This window comes from Bacillus sp. FSL R9-9497, from assembly GCF_038005805.1.
Lineage (GTDB): Bacteria > Bacillota > Bacilli > Bacillales > Bacillaceae_G > Bacillus_A > Bacillus_A cereus.
In genome coordinates this window covers 2096055-2114650 of the sequence record NZ_JBBOTY010000001.1, presented here as the reverse complement: position 1 = coordinate 2114650, position 18596 = coordinate 2096055, and the positions used below count along the sequence as shown (strand labels likewise).

The window sequence follows — 18596 nt, the reverse complement described above, 5'->3', positions numbered from 1 at the left end:
CCTTTCACTCATTATTTTTTATATAACGGTGGTTTCTTCTATTATACAAAATGATTATAATTTTTGCACTTTACAATTTTGTTAACGTTCACATATTTTTCACTTGAATATGAAATTGTAAGATTTCATACAATATTAATACCACGATATTGAGGAGGCACTTGAATGACTTTAGACGTCATGTATTCCGCCGCAAGCATACTCGTTTTAGTATATTTTATTTATCAATGTGTTACAGACTAGAAAAAGAGCCATCAATGGCTCTTTTTTAATGGTAGAAATACAATCCATACAATTAATAAAATAAAAACAACGCTGCCTACCACAGCTGGCAATAAATAAAACTGTGAAAGTATAACTATTCCATATAAAAGTATTGCTGGTAGTAGTAAATAACGATTTGCCTTCCATCTTAACAATAGTAATTTCCCTTCATCACAATATAAACGAAGAAACATCTTATTCGTAAATTCATTCCAATAATCACGTGCATAGCGAGAAATTGCAACTACAGCAAATACGAGAACAATAGCTGCAATCCACCTTGGAGTCATAATTATACTTGCAGTACTGATACATACAATTTGAATATAAAATATTCGTGCAGTACTTGTACGGAAAAATTCTTTCAAAAAAGATTCGACAATACGAGAATCAGCTTTTTTCCCTAAAAGTCTTTTAGAGCGCGGAAACATCCACGGTTTTTTATTCGAACTACTCGGTTTAGCCGCATGACCACCAACTTGCATAATTCCGCTCGTCCAGCGCATGCTTTCCTCCTTTTCTTTCTCGATTTCTTTAAAAAAGAACTTTTTATAATTCATTTTCTCTTTTACTAATACACTACTTAAGAAAATTACTAGACCGATAAATAAAATTGAATACAACGGATTTTTATAAATAAAAAATAAACTAATTCCAAAAAAGGACACGCTCATAGAAAATACTACATTTTTTACAATCCATAAAACCCATCGTTTCCCCACATGTACATGAACAAATCTCGTTAACAACGACAACATAAATCGAAATATAGTAAAGAATACCCAAAATAATAGGACTTGTATCTCTGTTACTTCGATACTTTTCATCAACACCGGTAACATAATAACGACTACTATTATATTCGTTATCGCTATTCGAACAAATGTGTACATCATGCCATACTGGACTAATTTTCGCATATGTGTTGCATACGAAATTAAAAATAAACTATCCGCTTGCTCAAAAAATGAACGAACTCCTCTTGGATATGTTACTAAATAAAATGCGAGTAATCCTAATCCGAAATAAATCGTCTCTTCCGTTGATAATTCATTTATCCATAGCGATCGATAATAGATTCCCATAAATATAAGTGCTGGAATAATAATATATAATGCGACTGTCCAATCTGTTACCGAACGTATAGACTTCCATTTCCGCTCAAGTTCATGGCGTAATCTCTTATAAAATTGTTGTTTAATCATGTTGTTCACGCCTTACAATTACATCAAAGCAGTCTAATAATGAACTACCCGGCATTTCCGCTAATATTTGAATAGATTCTAAATGTCCATCTGCGACTAATGTACCTTGTGAAATGAGTAAAAATCTTTCACAAATTTTTTCAGCAGTATCTAATACGTGCGTACAAAGTAAAATTCCTGCCCCGCGCTCTTTTTCTTTATATAAATAATTTAAAAACTCTTTCGTAGCTACTGGATCTAAACCGATAAAAGGTTCGTCAATGATATAAAAATCTGGCTCAGTTAAAAATGCCAATATTAGCATCGATTTTTGTTTCATGCCTTTTGAAAACTTTGATAAATACTCATGTTTATGCTTATTCATTCGAAAAGTATGTAATAATTGTTCCGCTCGTTCTTCCCAACTTCCCATTTCACTTCCACGAGCTGCCATTAATAATTCAATATGTTCCCAGAGCGTCAAGTAATCATAGTATGTTGGATGTTCTGGTACGTATGCATACGGATTTTTCTTTTCACCGAATGATATTTCACCGTCCATATTTACAAGTAATCCGAGTATCGTTTTAATCGTCGTACTCTTCCCAGCACCATTTGCTCCAATAAGAGCAACTAGTTCACCTTTTTCGATAGAAAAAGCTATATCATGAATTATTTTTTCACCTATTTCATATCCAGCTGAGCGGATATTTACTTTTAACATGCATTCCCCTTCTTTCCATTTCTAATACAATCAAGGAAAATAATAATATATAACTATCTGTATATCATTATAAAATATTTATTTTCATAGCAGGAAAAAACATTTTTTAACAGAATACAAAATGTTTGATTACATTTTATTGGAGTTGATAATATGTCTTTTCAAATTCGTGAAGCAACGATAGATGATATAGACGCACTTTGTTCTTTAACGAAAGAATTAAAAGGTTCCTCTATTTCCTATGAAGATATGAACAACCGCCTACAATTCGTACAAATGAGTCCGTTTGATTTTTTATATGTTTACGAGGAAGAAGAAGCTATATTTGGATTACTTGGATTTCGTATACGTGAAAATTTAGAAGATGTAACACGTTATGGAGAGATTTCAATTATTAGCGTTGATTCTAACATACGACGGAAAGGCATTGGACAAGTGTTGATGGATTATGCCGAGCAATTAGCAAAGAAACATAATTGCATTGGCACATGGCTAGTTAGTGGAACAAAAAGAGTAGAAGCTCATCCTTTTTACAAAAAATTAGGCTATGAAGTAAATGGCTACCGATTTGTAAAACATTTTTAAACTACTTATAAAGTGAAACTTTAATCAGTGGGGGTCTTACTCCCCGTTAATACGGAATAAATTGAAGGGACTATAACTATGACAAACATTAAAGCAATTTTCATTGATCGTGACGGTACAATTGGTGGTGACACTACAATACATTATCCAGGATCTTTTACATTATTTCCATTCACAAAAACATCTTTGCAAAAACTAAAAGCTAAAAATATAAAAATTTTCTCTTTCACAAATCAACCTGGTATCGCAGATGGAATAGCCACTGTAGCCGATTTTGTACAAGAATTAGAAGGCTTCGGTTTTGATGATGTTTATGTATGTCCTCATAAACACGGTGATGGTTGTGAATGCCGTAAACCAAGTACAGGCATGCTGCTTAAAGCAGCAAAAAAACATGGGCTTGATTTAACACAATGTGCTGTAGTTGGTGATCGCTGGACTGATATTGTTGCAGGGGCAAAAGTAAATGCGACTACGATTCTAGTCCGAACAGGCGCTGGGTATGATGCTTTGCATACGTACCGAGACAAATGGGCACATATTGAACCAAACTACATTGCAGATAACTTTGAAGATGCAACAAACTGGGTTTTAAATCAACTATAATACAAATGAAGATTTTGATTCACTCGAAATAATTTAAAACATAGTTTAAATAGCCTTTTTGGCAAATAATTGTCTTCCACAAAACGGATCACCTCAAAAGGTAGCAAGTTCCCTTTTGATACGCAAACATTGCAATTCAAATTATATTTTTTATTAGTAACAGCAATTAACGTAAAGAAGGAATAGCTTAGTGGCTATCCCTTCTTTATTGACTTCTATTATTTACATTTGTTATCTGTTTTTATTGAGTATTCTCATCGTTTTTATACTCCAAAATATCCCCTGGCTGACACTCTAAAGCTTTACATATCGCTTCTAATGTTGAAAAACGAACCGCTTTTGCTTTCCCATTTTTCAAAATAGAAAGATTCGCCATCGTAATTCCAACCTTCTCCGAAAGCTCCGTTACACTCATTTTTCGTTTTGCTAACATGACGTCAATATTAATAATGATTGTCATATCCGCCACCTCAGACCGTCAAATCATTTTCTGATTTTATGTTAATTGCCTCTTGTAGAAGTCGTTGGAGGATAGCAGCAAAAACGGCGATAACGAGCGAAGCAAAAACGATAATGAGTCCCACTAGCCCAATAGGAGGGTCCATTTTTTTCGCTATAAAATGAAAAAGTGGCAAACTTAATACATACAAACCACTGATTGTAATTGCACAGCGCTTTATATTCTTTAACGCCTTTACTGATAATTCCGAGAACGCTGTGTTCTCATCAATGTACTGTAAAAGATTGAAAGCCTGATAAAGAGCAACGTAAAAAGGCACAGCTGCTCCATACATCACAATGAAAACAAGATATTTCATCGGAGCAATATTAGGATACAAATTTGCTGCGAAATTCGCCATTTCCGGCACTAAAAATATGCATAAAGCAAGCACTGAAATTCCAGCAAGAAAAATAATTACTTTTAAGAACGTTGTTGAACTTCGTTTAAGATTCATTTACAATTCCTCACTTATTTAATGACAACATAATTTTATCACAACATTTATTGTTTAACAATAAATAAATATCGTTTTATTTTTGTCATGTTTTTTAATTTAGGCAAAAATAAAAAAGAATTTCTCATTACAAAGAAATTCTTTTTCTTGAAAATGTCTCTTTCAACTTAATTTTTTAAAACGTTAATTCGTAATGGAAATAACGATTATCTCTCAAATAACCATTTTCAGCGTATAATCGTTGTGCTGATAAATTATCAATCTCTGTTTGCAGCTTTACACCTTTTGCTCCATTTTCTAATGCGTATTCTTTAGCAGCTTCTAATAATTTTTTACCTGTTCCGGCTCCACGCTTCGCCGCTTGTACAAATAAATCATTTAAAATCCATAATTCTTTCATTGAAATGGAAGAAAATGATGGATATAGTTGCGTGAACCCAATATATTCGCCGTCTTCAACTGCTACGAAAATAACGGACTCTTTTCTCTCAATTCGATTTCGTAAAAATACTTTTGCCCCTTCTAAATCAGAATCTTGTCTATAAAATATGCGATAGTTATTAAAAACTGATGCTAGTCCATCTAAATCTGCAATTGTTGCCTCATATATTCTCATTTTACTCCATTCCCCTTCCAATACTGTCTCATTATATCCGTTGCCCATTTAGGCTGGTGTATTTCTTCTGTCGGCATAAACCCTTTCATTATTGGTTTTATATCCAATATAGGAGTGCCATCAATAGCATCTAATCCCTCAACAATAATTGATTTACCTTCTCTTTTGATTACCTTGACAATTGTTACACCTATGCGATTCGGACGATTTTTCCCGCGCTGTGCAAAAATACCTACTTCAGGATAATCCTTATTATTTCTAGGATGTCTAGCAAAATACTGAATTTGCTCGTCAGTTACTTTATGAAAATAAAAAACAACTTCAATATGAGAAAAATCTTCAATCCCTTGTATACTTTCTTCTGCATACATTTCAGTTAAAGTTATACGGGATCTTACTTTCCCCCACTCATCATCTTTTATTTCCTTTCTTTCATTATGTACAAATGCGATTGGTTGAACTGAAAACATACGCATTCCCCCTTAAATGTAACCACTTACATTATAAAATATTTTCTGAATGTTTTCCAGATATACGAATCAAGTTTACATAATATAATTATACTCTATCTAGAGCTACCTTGACTGCTTCAATTGCATGTATATGAGTTGTATCAAATATCGGGACAGATACGTTTTCTTGCTTTATTAATAATCCTATTTCTGTACAACCTAATATGATTCCCTGTGCTCCTTTTTGCACTAACTCTTCGATGACTCTTTTATAATATTCTCTAGATTGAGATACTATTTTTCCTAAACATAATTCTGTATATATTACTTTATTTATTTCTTTTCTATTTTTTTCTGATGGTACTATTACTTTTATATTATTTTCTTCTATACGTGACTTATAGAAATCTTGCTCCATTGTATATTTAGTTCCAAGCAGACCAACCTTTTGAATGTCTTTTCTTTTAATTTCTTTTGCAGTTGCATCAGCAATATGTAAGACTGGAATATCAATTTTCGCCTTTATTTTTCCAACTACCTTATGCATTGTATTTGTACAAATAATTATAAAGTCTGCTCCTCCCTTTTGTAATGAATATGCCGCATTCCCTAGAATTTCTCCAGCACCATCCCAATCTCCGCTAGACTGACATCGTTCAATCTCTTCAAAATCCACACTATTAATCAAACATTTTGCTGAATGTAGCCCTCCTAATCTCTCTTTTATTTCTTCATTAATAATTCGATAATATTCTGAAGTTGATTCCCAACTCATACCACCTATAAGACCTATCGTTTTCATATAAACAAACACCTACCTAAACTATTTTTATAAAACTAATAACAACGTTTTATTATGTATATTATACACAATAAAACAAGACTTTAAGTTTGGAATATAAAGTCTTATATAAAGTCTTGTTTTAACGGAATAATAAAGAATAATTCTACTTTCATTTCCAAGGAAATTTTTATAGAATATTCTGAAATTAAAAATTTGATGTTTTTATAAATTCTTTATACTTATAATTAAAACACTCTCGATACAACTCTTTGATTTCATCATATGATGGAACACGTGGGTTATTAGCTGGGCTACCACTTTCAATTGCATCTAATGCCATTTTAGAAATAGCATTTTCAAATTCAATTTCATCGATTCCATATTCTTTTAAATTTGGAATACGAAGATCAAAGCAAAGTTTTTTTATTTCCCCAAGCGTGTAGTTTGCTACTTCCTCATCAGAATTCGAATACAAATCCTTATTTAAACTACGCCCAATTTTTGCTAACCTTTTCACTGCACTTGTTTTTGTAAACTCTAACACTGTAGGTAATAGTATGGCATTTGATATTCCATGCGGTACATGAAATAATGCTCCCACTGGCCTTGACATTCCATGAACTAATGTAACTGATGCATTCGAAAATGCAATTCCAGCTTGTAAGGAAGCAATCATCATCGCTTCTCTTGCCTCCATGTTATGTCCATCTTCATATGCTATACGTAAATATTTCATAATACTTTCAATAGCTGAAAGAGCAAGTACATCTGTAAGTGGTTGTGAAAATTTAGAAATATAAGCTTCAATCGCATGACATAACGCATCTATTCCTGTTGCTGCCGTAATTTGTGGTGGTAACGAACTTGTCAAAACTGGATCTATAATTGCTACTTTCGGTATAAAACTAGGATGCTTCATCATCATTTTTACATCTGTTTTTTTATTCGTAATTACTGCTACACTTGTAACTTCCGAACCAGTACCAGAAGTTGTTGGAATTGCAATAAGTGGTAGTGGATTGTTTTCTATTTCAATATCCTTTTGGACATAATCCTCAACTTCTCCACCATTTGTATATAAAACCGCTACCGCTTTCGCAGCATCAATACAACTTCCACCACCAATACCGATAATAAAATCGCACTTTTCCTCTTTACAAAGAGATAACGCTTCTAATACGTGTATATTTGTAGGCTCAGCATCCACTTTATTATATGTGCTAACAGTAATACCTTTCTTATTTAGTTGTTGCATACACTTTTCAACATATCCTAATTTCTCCATAATTGTATCAGTAACTATAAAAGCTTTTTTCCCTAACTTTTTTGATTGTTCTCCCAGTTTTTCAAGCGAATTTCTTCCATATAATACCGACTTTGGCATACGAAACTCAGAAACCTCTTGCAAGTCCCCCACCCCTTCTTATCCTAATTAATATTTTATAATATAAATTATCGATTTGATGAATCTTTACGATTCAAATTTTTTAATAGAGTCCTGTTAAAGTATAGAATGCGATAACTAAAAATACAGCAACCGTTTTCAAAATTGTAATAGCAAATATATCTTTATATGACTGTTTATGTGTTAATCCTGTTACTGTAAGAATAGTAATAATAGCCCCGTTATGTGGTAGTGTATCCATTCCGCCTGATGCCATTGATACGATACGGTGCATAACTTCTAATGGAATATCAAATTGATTGGCCGCTGCAATAAATTTATCTCCCATTGCGCTTAATACTATTCCCATTCCTCCTGATGCCGAGCCTGTAATTCCAGCTAAAATATTCGTCGTTACTGCACCATTCACTAACGGATTTGTGAAAGTAGCAGAGATGCCATCTCTCATAATTGCGAAGCCTGGAAGTGCTGCAATGACACCACCGAATCCAAACTCAGCTCCTGTATTCATCGTTGCAAGTAGCGCTCCACCAATACTTGTATTCAATCCAGCTTGGAAACCTGTTACTACTCGCTTCCAATACAATAATAACGTTGTTAAGATCCCTATAATAAGTGCCAATTCTACAGACCAAATTCCTACTACTGCACTTAATTCTACTTTTCCAAATGCTTTCATACCAATTGCAGAAAAATCAAAACCGCTTGGATACCACTTCGGTATCATAATAGTAAACACTTTATTCATTACACCTACTAAAATAAGTGGTATAAATGCAATAAGTTGTTGCGCTCTTGTGATTTCAATGTTATTAATTAATGGCATATTTTTTTGTTCTACTTGCAAAGATGCTGCCATTTCAGTATTTCCATCATTAAAACCAAAATATCCTTCACCTGCTGCTTTTGCCTTCTTACGTCTACTCTCTAAATATAGTAAACCTAATGTAAGAACAAAAATTGCTCCTACAATCCCAAGTATCGGTGCAGCATAAATATCCGTTTTAAAAAATGTTGTAGGTATTACATTTTGAATTTGTGGTGATCCAGGTAGCGCATCCATTGTAAACGTTACTGCTCCAAGAACAATCGTTCCAGGGATTAAACGCTTTGGAATATTAGCTTGTCGAAACAACTTAGCTGCGAACGGATAAACAGCAAACACTACTACATACACACTAACACCACTATACGTTAAAATAGCCCCCATTAATACAATCGCTAATATAGTACGTTTTTCACCAACTAACTCAATAATTGTTTTTGCGATAGAATCTGCAATTCCTGACATTTCCACTACTTTTCCAAATATTGCTCCTAATAAAAACACAGGAAAATATAATTTTATAAATCCAACCATTTTCTCCATAAAGATATTAGAAAAGAAAGGTAATACATAACTAGGTTCTGTCAAAAATACTGCAAATAATGCAAATATCGGCGCGAATAAAATAACAGAAAAACCTCTGTATGCTACGAACATAAGTAAACTTAGTGCTAATAATATAATAACTAACTCCAATTTTACCCCTCCATTAAACAGAATATTCTAAATTTTATTGATAAATTTCTACTAACCTTTTAATTCTGACATCCCTCCTCTTATTCATACAAATTTTTATGCTAAAAATGTCTAATTATAATTATTCGATTACATATGAAAAATCCCTTTAAACAGAAACGAATTCATCGTCATACGTTATAAAGGGATTGCTAGAATCTATATTTACTGCTGTATTAAATTTTTCTCTACACAAAAATGATACAGTTCTTCAACATCTTTCACTATGTAGGTCGCACTAACTTCAGTCAGTTCTTTTTCACAGCCATAGCCATATAAAACACCAATTGAAGCAATTCCATTCTGATTTGCACCTATTATATCGTGCTTTCTATCACCAATCATTATCATTTCTTCTTTATTTAATTCTTCATGTGTTTGTAAAATATGAGCAATTATTTCTTCTTTTTTTATTCTCGTACCATCTAAATTACTTCCAATGATGTCTTCGAAATAATTCGTTAATTGAAAATGCTCTATAACTTGTTTCGCAAATACAGTGGGCTTTGAAGTTGCTACGAATATGCGATTCCCTGAACTTTTTAATTGTTGCAAGAGCTTCAGAATCCCCTCGTATACATTATTTTCAAACAATCCACGCTGCTTTAAATACTCACGGAAGTAAAAAACAGCACGTTCAACCTCTCCTTCACTCATATTATATCTCTCTATGAATGATTGCTGAATAGGAGGACCTATAAATGAATCTAACTCACTTATATGTACTTCTTCAATTCCTACTTTTTTTAATGCATATAAAACCGAGTTTACAATCCCTTCTTTCGGATCCGTTAAAGTTCCATCTAAATCAAATAGAAATGTTTTATACATGCTTCATTCCTCCACTTAATTTGCTGTATAAATAAGTGCTAACATCTCTTCCACTTCTCCTTATTATACTATTATTATCTATTTTTTCGAAAAATCAATTTCCATATGTCACATACTTTCAGTTACAAAATACGATAGATATGATACAGTAAAAAAGTTACAATTATTTTAATAGAAACTGGTGAAACAAATGTCAATTACGTTAATTTTTATAATGGCTTTCACAATTGTGATCCACGCAGTTGAAACAAGCTCTTATAGTATTCGATTAGCTGGAGTACGTTTAAAGAAGATTGCGGTTGCCTTGTCTGTTGTAGGAATGGTGTTACTTATTTCAAGAACATCAAACTTACTACAAGCCTTTTTAATCGGTGGTATTGTCGATGAAGCAAAACTAGATTCTTCTATTAATTTAGAGCATATTATACGACTCGTACTATTATCGGCTTCTATCGGTACATTAATCGCGATCATTCTTTATCCAACTTTGACAAAATTATTTGGATATGTCATTCAAAACTTTGAAACAGACGGTTCTTTCATTCGAATGATGAAAACGAATAACATTCAAAAATTAAAGTACACAAAAAAATATGTCCGTTTTCCAAAGTTAGAAATGATTCATAGACTGCGTATCGGTGGTATTCCAAAGCGTATTATGCTTATTAACATGTTTGCTACTGCTATTTATACAGCAGGGGTACTTTCAGCCCTTTACGCTTCTTTTTTAAATCCAGATTATGCAACAAATGCAAGTACAGCTTCTGGCCTTGTAAATGGTTTCGCCACTATTTTATTAACTGTATTACTCGATCCACGCATTGCTCTTTTAACAGAACGTGCTCTACAATCAGAAAGCGGTGCTGAATCTATGAGTAAAATGTATGGTTGGCTAATGATTTCTAGACTTCTCGGCACATTATTAGCACAACTGCTATTTGTACCAGGTGCTTACTGGATTTTATGGATTATTGAACTGATGCATTAATTTACTAGAAAGGTGAATTTATCAATGAAGATCAAAACAGAGAAAGATATAATTCGCTTAATAGAAAACGACGAATGGATGATGAATGTATTACAAATGGCAAAATCACTAGAGCTACCTGATTGGTGGATTTGTGCCGGATTTGTTCGTTCTAAAATTTGGGATACTTTACATGACTATGAAGCGAAAACGGCTATGCCTGATGTTGATGTGATTTATTATGATAGTCTACATCAAGATGAGATATACGAACAATCATTAGAAACGAAATTAATGAATATTGATGCTACTATCCCTTGGTCTGTAAAAAATCAAGCTCGTATGCATGTAGTGAATAATATGCCACCATATTCTTCTTCTGTTAATGCTATTTCTAAATTCCCTGAAACAGCAACGGCTTTAGGAGTTACACTTGATGAACTAAACAACGTTATCTTAACAGCCCCATGTGGTATTGAAGATGTCCTTTCCTTACAAGTGAAACCAACAGCTCATTTTCTTAAATCGAAAGAACGATTACATATGTACAAAAACAGAGTTATAAAAAAGAATTGGCAAAGTAAGTGGCCTAACATCACAATCACATATCCAGAAATTTAGAAAGGGTGCCTCTCATTTATAGAAGCACCCTTTTCTTCATTTCAAAAAATGTATGACTGTTTCTGCAAATCTATCCGCTTCCTCATAATGAGGTGAATGACCGCTCTCTTCAAATACGATATACTTGCCGTTTCGGGCATCTTTATTAAATGTTTTAATTTGTTCTTCACACGTTACTACATCATGTTTTCCTACAATTAATAACATTGGATTTTGTACTTCTTTTATTTTATATAATAATGACGTATGACATGAGCCCTCTAATTTTAATCTATCAAAATGAATTTGAGAGCGATTTGAAAATTTTTCCCACTCTTCATCACTGTATAAACTCTCATCTGTCCTATCTTCCTTATTATTGTAAATCTCCATTCTTTTTTCTTCTAATTCATTGCTTAGTCTTATATAAGCTTCTAACAACTCTTTTGAACTAGCATTGCTAGATGAATAAGCAAGAGACTCTTCTGCTACTTCTTCTTTTCCATACTTTTTTAATAAATGCCCTGTCTTTTTTAACAAAGCCCTACTTGTTAATGCAAAATCAAAAGTTGGTCCTTCAAATATTATTTTCTCTATTGAACTTGGATATATCGACGCATAAAGCAATGCTACATATCCACCGAAAGAGTGTCCAATTATAGACCACTTCTCAATTTGTAATACTTTTTTTAATTCCTCACAGTCTTCAATCAAATCATTTAATCCAAAAGCTTCGTCTTCAGTAATTTCTTCTGAGCGACAAACACCTCTTTGATCTATCATAATTACATATAGAGAATCTTTTAAACGTTCCGCTTGATGAAATGAAAAATCATAACAACTTTCTCCTGGTCCACCATGCAAGTATAAGACTGGCTTATTTTTAGGATTTCCATGTGTTTCAACGTATAGCTTTTTCCCTCTAATATTCATATATTTCCCTGCTTCTATCAAATTTTCCTTTATGATCATCGCCCCCCTTTTTTACTGAATATTATAACATTTAATATTAAATAATCCCTATTACATTTAAGAAGACGATAATTATTGCAAGTGGTGCTACAAATCGAAGTAAAAATACCCAACAAGTAAATACTTTCTTTCCATAATTTCCACCTACAAAAAACTCTGCTTCTAGTACCTTCTTCTCCATTTTGAATGAAACGAAAATACTAATAAATAGTGCTCCAAGTGGCATTAATATATTACTAGATAAAAAGTCTACTGCATCAAAAATATTCTTTCCAAAAATCGTAATATCACTCCATACTCCAAATGATAACGCAGATGGTATACCTACTAAGAAAATGCAGAAGCCGATCATCCATGATAATTTCGTTCTTCTTTCTTGTTCACCATTTGCTAATGCTGAAACAACAGTTTCTAGTAGAGAAAATGCTGATGTTAATGTCGCAAATGTAAATAGTGCAAGAAATACTGTTAAGAAAAATCCACCGAATGGGATTTGACTAAATACAGATGGTAATACGATAAATAGTAATCCAGGTCCTTCTGTTGGCTCCATTCCTAATGAAAATACGGCTGGAAAAATAGCAAGACCTGCAAATAATGAAACAAATAAATTTAATCCAACAATTGTTATTGCTGATTTTGGTAAACTTTCTTTTTTATTTAAATAGGAACTATACGTAACCATAATTGAAATCCCGATACTAATTGCAAAGAATGATTGCCCCATTGCGAACAAAATACTTTCCGAAGTAATCTTTGAGAAATCTGGTTGTAAGAAAAACTTCACACCTTTCATTGCATCATCAAGTGTTAACGAACGAATAATAAGAGCGACAAATAAAACGAACAATGCTGGCAACATATATTTACTTGCTTTTTCAATTCCGTTTTGTACACCCTTTGATACAACCCATATCGTAATGAACATAAAAGCGAAATGTCCCATAATAGCCCAAGCAGGATTCCCAATTGTTTCAGTAAATAATGTACCGTAATTTTGTCCTGGAGTAATCAGTTGTCCAGTTATTCCTCTGAATAAATAAATTAATACCCATCCACCTACAACACTATAAAACGAAAGTAGTATAAAACACGTTCCAACGCCAAGGCGTCCAATCCAATGCCATCCTGTATTTGGTGCGATGCTTTTAAATGCTCCAAATGCTTGTTTCTGCGTACTGCGTCCAATCATAAATTCAGCTATAAGTAGCGGTAGTCCAATTAAAACAGTAAATAATATAAATATTAAAAAGAACGCTCCTCCCCCACTCTTCCCAGCGATATAAGGGAACTTCCATATCGCACCAAGTCCAATTGCTGATCCGGCTGCCGCCATTATAAAACCTAATTTCGAAGTCCATTGCTCCGTCTGTTTCATCTCATTTTCCTCCTAATTAAATCTTTTTATACAAATAAATAAATTTTATAAACCTATTCAAATAAACCCTCCATTTCTTCTTCCATATAATAAAAAAATGGCCTAGCATCTCTATATAAAGAGACGCTAAGCCATTTACTTAACGCGGTACCACCCTTATTGATTCCATTATGAATCCACCTTAGTAGTAATCGTTTGATTACAAACCTAATATCGAAGGTTAACCGTTAAGATTTACTAAGAATGTAATTCCGTTCCACCTTACTGCTCCTAGGCGAGTTCAGGATGTCATTTGACTATGTCACACCAACCCATAGCTCTCTGTACAAATACATGACCTTACTACTCCTATTCAACACATTTTAATATTTAGAATATATTTTCTTTTGAAATTAATATGAAGTATATCTGTTATATTTGTAACTGTCAAGGGTATATTGATTTTTTTGTCGAAATGGTTCATATTTCAACTGACTTTTACTAAGCTTATTAGAAAAAGAAAGAGTCTATATTTTCACCTTTTTAAACGAACTATAAAAAAAGAATCTTCGCGATAATCGCGAAGATTCTTTTTACGGTATGAGACGAGTACAATCTCTCGGAAAAGCACTCGCCTCTCGTACATTTGTTAATTCTAAAAGTTTATATACAACCCTTTCTAACCCAATTCCGAAACCTCCATGTGGTGGACAACCATATCGAAATGTATTTAAATAAGATTGAAATTTATCTGGGTGTAATCCTTTTTCTTTAAACGAAGCGAGTAACATTTCATAATTATGAATTCGCTGTGCCCCTGACGTTATTTCTAATCCTTTATATAATAAGTCGAATGAATCAGTAATAGATGGATTCTCTTTATTCGGCATCGTATACATCGGTCTCGCTTCTTTCGGATAATGCGTAATGAAAACAAATTCACTATTATATATTTCCTTCACATATTTCCCTAGTAACTTTTCACCTTCTGTATCTAAATCCCCTACAGGAGATTCTTTACGATACTTACTTTTCAAAATTTCTTGTGCTTCTAACAATGTAATTTTAGGTATTTCAGTAATAATAGGTACTTCTATTTGTAATAGTTGTAGTTCTATTTCACATTTTTTCGCTACTTGTTGAAACATATATCGTAAAACATCCGTTTCTAGTTGCATCACTTCATAAAAATCATGAATAAAACCAAGCTCTACGTCTAACGATATATATTCATTCAAATGACGGGAAGAATTATGATGTTCCGCTCTATATACAGGTGCAATTTCAAAAACTCGTTCTAACCCACCTGCCACCATCATTTGCTTATAGAACTGTGGTGATTGTGCTAAATAAGCTTCTTTTTGGAAGTATGGAAGCTTAAAAACATTTGCTCCTCCTTCTACCCCTTGCGAAACAATTTTTGGCGTAAATATTCGTGTGAAATCGTTCTCTATTAGAACTTCACTAAAGCTCTGAACGAGTGTAGATTTCACTTTAAAAATCGCTGCAGTTCGCTCATGTCTTAATGAGAGTACCCGCTCATTCAATAATTGATCTAAGCCAACTTGTAATTTCTTTTTATTTATTTCAAATGGAAGTGGCTCTGCACCGTTTATTACGTTCACTTCATGAGCAAGTACTTCAACACCCAATTCTGTTTTCGACGTCTCGACTATTTCACCAATTACGTGGACGACACTTTCTACATCAACTTTATATCCAGCCAATTCATTTTCTAATACACATTGAATTACTCCTGTTCTGTCCCGTAATAATAAAAAACTAACATTTCCAAGATGCCGAATTTTTTTTACCCATCCTTGAAGTAATACAACCTTTCCGTTTTGCTTTGTACATTCTTTTGTGAGTGAACGCTTCATTAATGAATCCATTATTTTTCCCTCCAGTAATTTTATATTTATTTACGTTATTGTTGTCATCGTCATCATCCACGGTCACTCACCCCCTTTCAAAGAATACAAAAATCCGCCCCTATAAATAGGGACGGATTTTTTCCGCGGTACCACCCAAATTGTCATACTGACCATCTTAGCCCTGATAACGGTAGGTACCGTTTGCTTTTACTAATAATCACGTTCAAAGCAACACTCACAGGTGTCTTTCCATCATGCGGTATCGCAACCTTCCCAGCAACCGGCTGCTCTCTGTAGACCTTTGCACCATGTACTTTTCCTGATCATCACTTTTTATATTTACAGAGTATTCTAACTCCTTACCTTATAAAACGCAAGCTTTTTTTGAAACATTCTGGTTTTCTAACTCCTAACTTCTTCTAAAGTGTGAAAAGTTAATTTTGTAATACACATTCTTATGTATTACATCCGAAATTACCCCTTTAATATTTTCCAATTTTTACATAAAAACTAATTCATTTACGCATATTAATAAAAATTTTAAAGCGAGGTGTGTATATGCAAAAAGCAATTAGTTTCTTTCTCCTTTTGTTTTGCTTAATTGTAGTAAACGAAACGTACGCCTATTCACCAAAATCTTTACCAATCTCTCAAAGCTCTGATCAATGGCAAGTGAATATTGATAAACCGAAAAAAACAAACAAGAATATGCTTCAAGCTAAAAAAGATGAATTTCAAACATATCATTTTTCAGTAAAGAATGTCGGGAATAGTGAAGTATATAATGTAAACGTAGAAGTATTCCGCAACGAACCAAATAAGAAAACGAAATATGAACTCTTTTCCCTAAAGGAAAGTCGTTTGGCAAGTGGAAAAACTGGATTTGAACACGCTAATTTACCTGTTGCTACAAAAGCGGATGAAGTTGATGTTATTATTACATGGCAAGAACACCCATTCCGATCGATGCGAAATGGTCAAAAAGTTGAATCTAGAAAATTTAAAGAGCATTTTGTTTTTAAAGAAGCTAAAAAGTAAATGGGATATGGATACATTCACACTATCATTGATATAGCTTTATTTACTAGTACCAGTTCGTAAGCAAATTAAAAAGTCGTGGCTTATAAATGCCACGACTTTTTATATTAATTCGTACTAATGCCTCTCGCTGCCCAAATGCGATCGATATCAGCAGCATGTTGTCCGCCATATAAAAGAGCATCCGCTTGCTTAATTGCTTTTGCTCCATCACTGAATTTAGAGTTTGGTGTTAATGACCAGTGCGATTGTAAAATAATTTTCGTTGCTACATCACGTCCAAATGCTTGTGCCATTTCATATTGGCCTTGTGCCCAAATTTCCCCATCATCATGTACCTCATTTGTAATATCTTTCGGATACACTTTATTCGTATCTAATCGGCGTAAGCACGTCGGATCTGAACTAGAATAAGCAGTCGCATCCCATTCTCCAACACATGCTTTTCCGTACCCTGTCGTCGATACTGCATCTTCATACGTAGCACCTAAGAAGTCGCCAAATCCTTCTCCCATCGCTCCACCTTCTGCTGAACTACCAAAGCCAGGAACTTGGTTATCTTGAATCGAATGCCCATATTCATGTGCGATAATACCAGCATCTTCTGCATCATCAACACCGCCAGTACCGAAAGTTAAAGCTTTTGTTGATGGAGAATAGAATGAGTTATCATCAGTTGTACCATTAACATTCACTTTTATCGAACGGTTATTAATATTTTTAAAACCTAGACTTTGAATGTAACGTTGCAATGTGTCGATATGATAGTACGACATAACATCTTCAAAGCTATCATTTGCGCGTGTATAGTTAAATTGTAAATTCGTAGATTTTGTTTTCGCTTTTGAAGAAATCGTTACATATTCTCCAATTAAAAATCCTGTTCCATCTAAACCTTTTAACGTAACAGTTTTCAGTTGGTTCGTTAGAGCTGTTGAATCTGCATCGTTATTATCTTTTAAGCCTACTTTACTACCGCTAGATACGACTGGGTTAGGTAAAAATACTTTTCCTGACCCTTCAGCTTTTCGGTTTATATCAACCTTTTTAATTAACTTTCCATTTTCTGCATCAATAAATGTTTCCCATGCACCAAATGGATTATTAGAATGGACTACAACTTTATATACTGGACGAGCAATTCCTTCTTCAACAATATATCCGAACTCTTTATCTGTAGGAGCCCATAAATTTTGCTCACTTGCTTCTCCAACATACGCCATTGATTTTTGTATTGCATCTTTTTCACTAATTTTTGTCGTTACTTCCTTCACACCTGTAACAGGCTGATAATCAGAAACAGCGAGTACTCCCTTTCCCTCTCCGTTAAGCGTAACTGTTATTTGTTTTGAAAATACAGGTGCACCATTAACAACTTGTTGGAACCTAACATATGACGCTACTGACGTTTCTGTTGTAGAAATATATTGCAAGTCTGAAAGATCTGTTTTCAATCCATACTGCGCAGCATTTTCTTTTAAATATTCAGTTGCTTTTTTCTGTGGCGAATAAGCTTCTAACTTTACTTGCTGTTGTTTTTCCAATGCCGAAACCGTAGTAATTGTCCCCATTACTAACGGCACAGTCATTGCCATTGCCACCATTTTTTTATTAAACATAGAACCACTCCCCCTAATAAAGTAGCTCAACCTTATCCCATTACCACTAGGCAATCATTCCCCGCAAAACGGATGGATAAAAATTGAATCTACGAGTAATTCTCTATGAACACTTCTATTACCTTTTCATTTAGGGTAAGTGAAATTTTCTCAATATTTATGTATAAACCGAACACAATACTGTAGAAATATATTTCTACA

19 protein-coding genes and 2 other annotated features are annotated in these 18596 nt (G+C 33.5%); of the genes, 5 read left to right on the top strand and 14 right to left on the bottom strand.

The annotated features are described in order from the left end of the window. Positions 1-254 precede the first annotated feature (254 nt). Positions 255-1469 (bottom strand): ABC transporter permease, encoded by a 1215-nt coding sequence (locus tag MKY21_RS11025; protein WP_098207085.1) that lies wholly within the window; start codon positions 1467-1469, stop codon positions 255-257. Beyond that, positions 1462-2172, bottom strand: a complete 711-nt coding sequence (locus MKY21_RS11020) for an ABC transporter ATP-binding protein (protein ID WP_000921904.1) — start codon at positions 2170-2172, stop codon at positions 1462-1464. Before MKY21_RS11020 ends, MKY21_RS11025 begins: the two co-directional genes overlap by 8 nt. A gap of 153 nt (positions 2173-2325) precedes the next feature. Between MKY21_RS11020 and MKY21_RS11015 the strand changes: the two genes are divergently transcribed. Further along, the gene (locus MKY21_RS11015; protein WP_000009776.1) at positions 2326-2757 is read left to right on the top strand and encodes a GNAT family N-acetyltransferase; all 432 of its coding nucleotides are present in this window, start codon (positions 2326-2328) and stop codon (positions 2755-2757) included. Positions 2758-2835: 78 nt separating this feature from the next. After that, on the top strand, positions 2836-3363 hold the full coding sequence (locus MKY21_RS11010; protein ID WP_016117730.1) for an HAD-IIIA family hydrolase: 528 nt from the start codon (positions 2836-2838) through the stop codon (positions 3361-3363). 241 nt (positions 3364-3604) lie between these two features. Here MKY21_RS11010 and MKY21_RS11005 read toward each other — a convergent pair whose 3' ends face one another. From MKY21_RS11005 to MKY21_RS10970, 8 genes are all read right to left on the bottom strand, one after another. Continuing rightward, the gene (locus MKY21_RS11005; RefSeq protein WP_000152534.1) at positions 3605-3823 is read right to left on the bottom strand and encodes a helix-turn-helix domain-containing protein; all 219 of its coding nucleotides are present in this window, start codon (positions 3821-3823) and stop codon (positions 3605-3607) included. A gap of 10 nt (positions 3824-3833) precedes the next feature. Further along, a complete protein-coding gene (locus MKY21_RS11000; protein ID WP_001050149.1) occupies positions 3834-4319 on the bottom strand; it encodes a DUF2975 domain-containing protein in 486 nt (161 codons plus the stop codon). A 175-nt stretch (positions 4320-4494) separates the two neighbouring features. Next, positions 4495-4935: a GNAT family N-acetyltransferase gene (locus MKY21_RS10995; RefSeq protein WP_001223853.1), complete on the bottom strand. Its 441-nt coding sequence runs from the start codon at positions 4933-4935 to the stop codon at positions 4495-4497. Further along, positions 4932-5405: an SAM-dependent methyltransferase gene (locus MKY21_RS10990; RefSeq protein WP_016117728.1), complete on the bottom strand. Its 474-nt coding sequence runs from the start codon at positions 5403-5405 to the stop codon at positions 4932-4934. Before MKY21_RS10990 ends, MKY21_RS10995 begins: the two co-directional genes overlap by 4 nt. Before the next feature lie 88 nt (positions 5406-5493). Beyond that, positions 5494-6189 (bottom strand): aspartate/glutamate racemase family protein, encoded by a 696-nt coding sequence (locus tag MKY21_RS10985; RefSeq protein WP_000848571.1) that lies wholly within the window; start codon positions 6187-6189, stop codon positions 5494-5496. A 187-nt stretch (positions 6190-6376) separates the two neighbouring features. Beyond that, positions 6377-7579 carry an iron-containing alcohol dehydrogenase gene (locus MKY21_RS10980; protein WP_044795534.1) on the bottom strand — a complete coding sequence of 401 codons (1203 nt, stop codon included), beginning with the start codon at positions 7577-7579 and terminating at the stop codon, positions 6377-6379. Between the two features lie 79 nt (positions 7580-7658). After that, positions 7659-9098, bottom strand: coding sequence for a GntP family permease (locus MKY21_RS10975; protein WP_000424327.1), 1440 nt, complete (start codon positions 9096-9098; stop codon positions 7659-7661). 204 nt (positions 9099-9302) lie between these two features. Continuing rightward, positions 9303-9968 (bottom strand): HAD family hydrolase, encoded by a 666-nt coding sequence (locus MKY21_RS10970; protein ID WP_000278478.1) that lies wholly within the window; start codon positions 9966-9968, stop codon positions 9303-9305. A gap of 190 nt (positions 9969-10158) precedes the next feature. On the opposite strand from MKY21_RS10970, the gene MKY21_RS10965 reads away from it, so the two are divergent. Both MKY21_RS10965 and MKY21_RS10960 read left to right on the top strand, forming a co-directional pair. Further along, complete coding sequence (locus MKY21_RS10965) at positions 10159-10956, top strand: lipid II flippase Amj family protein (protein WP_000028915.1); 798 nt, start codon at positions 10159-10161, stop codon at positions 10954-10956. 24 nt (positions 10957-10980) lie between these two features. Beyond that, positions 10981-11556: a nucleotidyltransferase family protein gene (locus tag MKY21_RS10960; protein ID WP_016117726.1), complete on the top strand. Its 576-nt coding sequence runs from the start codon at positions 10981-10983 to the stop codon at positions 11554-11556. A gap of 36 nt (positions 11557-11592) precedes the next feature. Here the strand turns inward: MKY21_RS10960 and MKY21_RS10955 are convergent, their stop codons facing one another. From MKY21_RS10955 to aspS, 3 genes are all read right to left on the bottom strand, one after another. Then, entirely contained in the window at positions 11593-12468 is an 876-nt protein-coding gene (locus MKY21_RS10955; protein ID WP_016117725.1) for an alpha/beta fold hydrolase, read from the bottom strand. A 76-nt stretch (positions 12469-12544) separates the two neighbouring features. Beyond that, complete coding sequence (locus MKY21_RS10950; RefSeq protein ID WP_341076240.1) at positions 12545-13885, bottom strand: sodium-dependent transporter; 1341 nt, start codon at positions 13883-13885, stop codon at positions 12545-12547. A gap of 116 nt (positions 13886-14001) precedes the next feature. Then, positions 14002-14250 (bottom strand) — a binding site (T-box leader). 207 nt (positions 14251-14457) lie between these two features. Next, positions 14458-15756 carry an aspartate--tRNA(Asn) ligase gene (aspS, locus tag MKY21_RS10945; protein WP_341076237.1) on the bottom strand — a complete coding sequence of 433 codons (1299 nt, stop codon included), beginning with the start codon at positions 15754-15756 and terminating at the stop codon, positions 14458-14460. 105 nt (positions 15757-15861) lie between these two features. Beyond that, positions 15862-16074, bottom strand: a binding site (T-box leader). A gap of 222 nt (positions 16075-16296) precedes the next feature. Between aspS and MKY21_RS10940 the strand changes: the two genes are divergently transcribed. Beyond that, positions 16297-16776, top strand: a complete 480-nt coding sequence (locus MKY21_RS10940) for a hypothetical protein (RefSeq protein ID WP_341076236.1) — start codon at positions 16297-16299, stop codon at positions 16774-16776. Positions 16777-16883: 107 nt separating this feature from the next. Here MKY21_RS10940 and MKY21_RS10935 read toward each other — a convergent pair whose 3' ends face one another. Next, the gene (locus MKY21_RS10935) at positions 16884-18395 is read right to left on the bottom strand and encodes a M36 family metallopeptidase (RefSeq protein WP_016117723.1); all 1512 of its coding nucleotides are present in this window, start codon (positions 18393-18395) and stop codon (positions 16884-16886) included. Positions 18396-18596: the final 201 nt, after the last annotated feature.

Coding starts and splice junctions, on each gene's coding strand:
- MKY21_RS10950 (WP_341076240.1), bottom strand. CDS start 13,885: ATGAAACAGACGGAGCAATGGACTTCGAAATTAGGTTTTATAATGGCG.
- MKY21_RS11000 (WP_001050149.1), bottom strand. CDS start 4,319: ATGAATCTTAAACGAAGTTCAACAACGTTCTTAAAAGTAATTATTTTT.
- MKY21_RS11005 (WP_000152534.1), bottom strand. CDS start 3,823: ATGACAATCATTATTAATATTGACGTCATGTTAGCAAAACGAAAAATG.
- MKY21_RS10990 (WP_016117728.1), bottom strand. CDS start 5,405: ATGTTTTCAGTTCAACCAATCGCATTTGTACATAATGAAAGAAAGGAA.
- MKY21_RS11025 (WP_098207085.1), bottom strand. CDS start 1,469: ATGATTAAACAACAATTTTATAAGAGATTACGCCATGAACTTGAGCGG.
- aspS (WP_341076237.1), bottom strand. CDS start 15,756: ATGGATTCATTAATGAAGCGTTCACTCACAAAAGAATGTACAAAGCAA.
- MKY21_RS10970 (WP_000278478.1), bottom strand. CDS start 9,968: ATGTATAAAACATTTCTATTTGATTTAGATGGAACTTTAACGGATCCG.
- MKY21_RS10940 (WP_341076236.1), top strand. CDS start 16,297: ATGCAAAAAGCAATTAGTTTCTTTCTCCTTTTGTTTTGCTTAATTGTA.
- MKY21_RS11015 (WP_000009776.1), top strand. CDS start 2,326: ATGTCTTTTCAAATTCGTGAAGCAACGATAGATGATATAGACGCACTT.
- MKY21_RS10985 (WP_000848571.1), bottom strand. CDS start 6,189: ATGAAAACGATAGGTCTTATAGGTGGTATGAGTTGGGAATCAACTTCA.
- MKY21_RS11020 (WP_000921904.1), bottom strand. CDS start 2,172: ATGTTAAAAGTAAATATCCGCTCAGCTGGATATGAAATAGGTGAAAAA.
- MKY21_RS10935 (WP_016117723.1), bottom strand. CDS start 18,395: ATGTTTAATAAAAAAATGGTGGCAATGGCAATGACTGTGCCGTTAGTA.
- MKY21_RS10960 (WP_016117726.1), top strand. CDS start 10,981: ATGAAGATCAAAACAGAGAAAGATATAATTCGCTTAATAGAAAACGAC.
- MKY21_RS11010 (WP_016117730.1), top strand. CDS start 2,836: ATGACAAACATTAAAGCAATTTTCATTGATCGTGACGGTACAATTGGT.
- MKY21_RS10965 (WP_000028915.1), top strand. CDS start 10,159: ATGTCAATTACGTTAATTTTTATAATGGCTTTCACAATTGTGATCCAC.
- MKY21_RS10955 (WP_016117725.1), bottom strand. CDS start 12,468: ATGAATATTAGAGGGAAAAAGCTATACGTTGAAACACATGGAAATCCT.
- MKY21_RS10995 (WP_001223853.1), bottom strand. CDS start 4,935: ATGAGAATATATGAGGCAACAATTGCAGATTTAGATGGACTAGCATCA.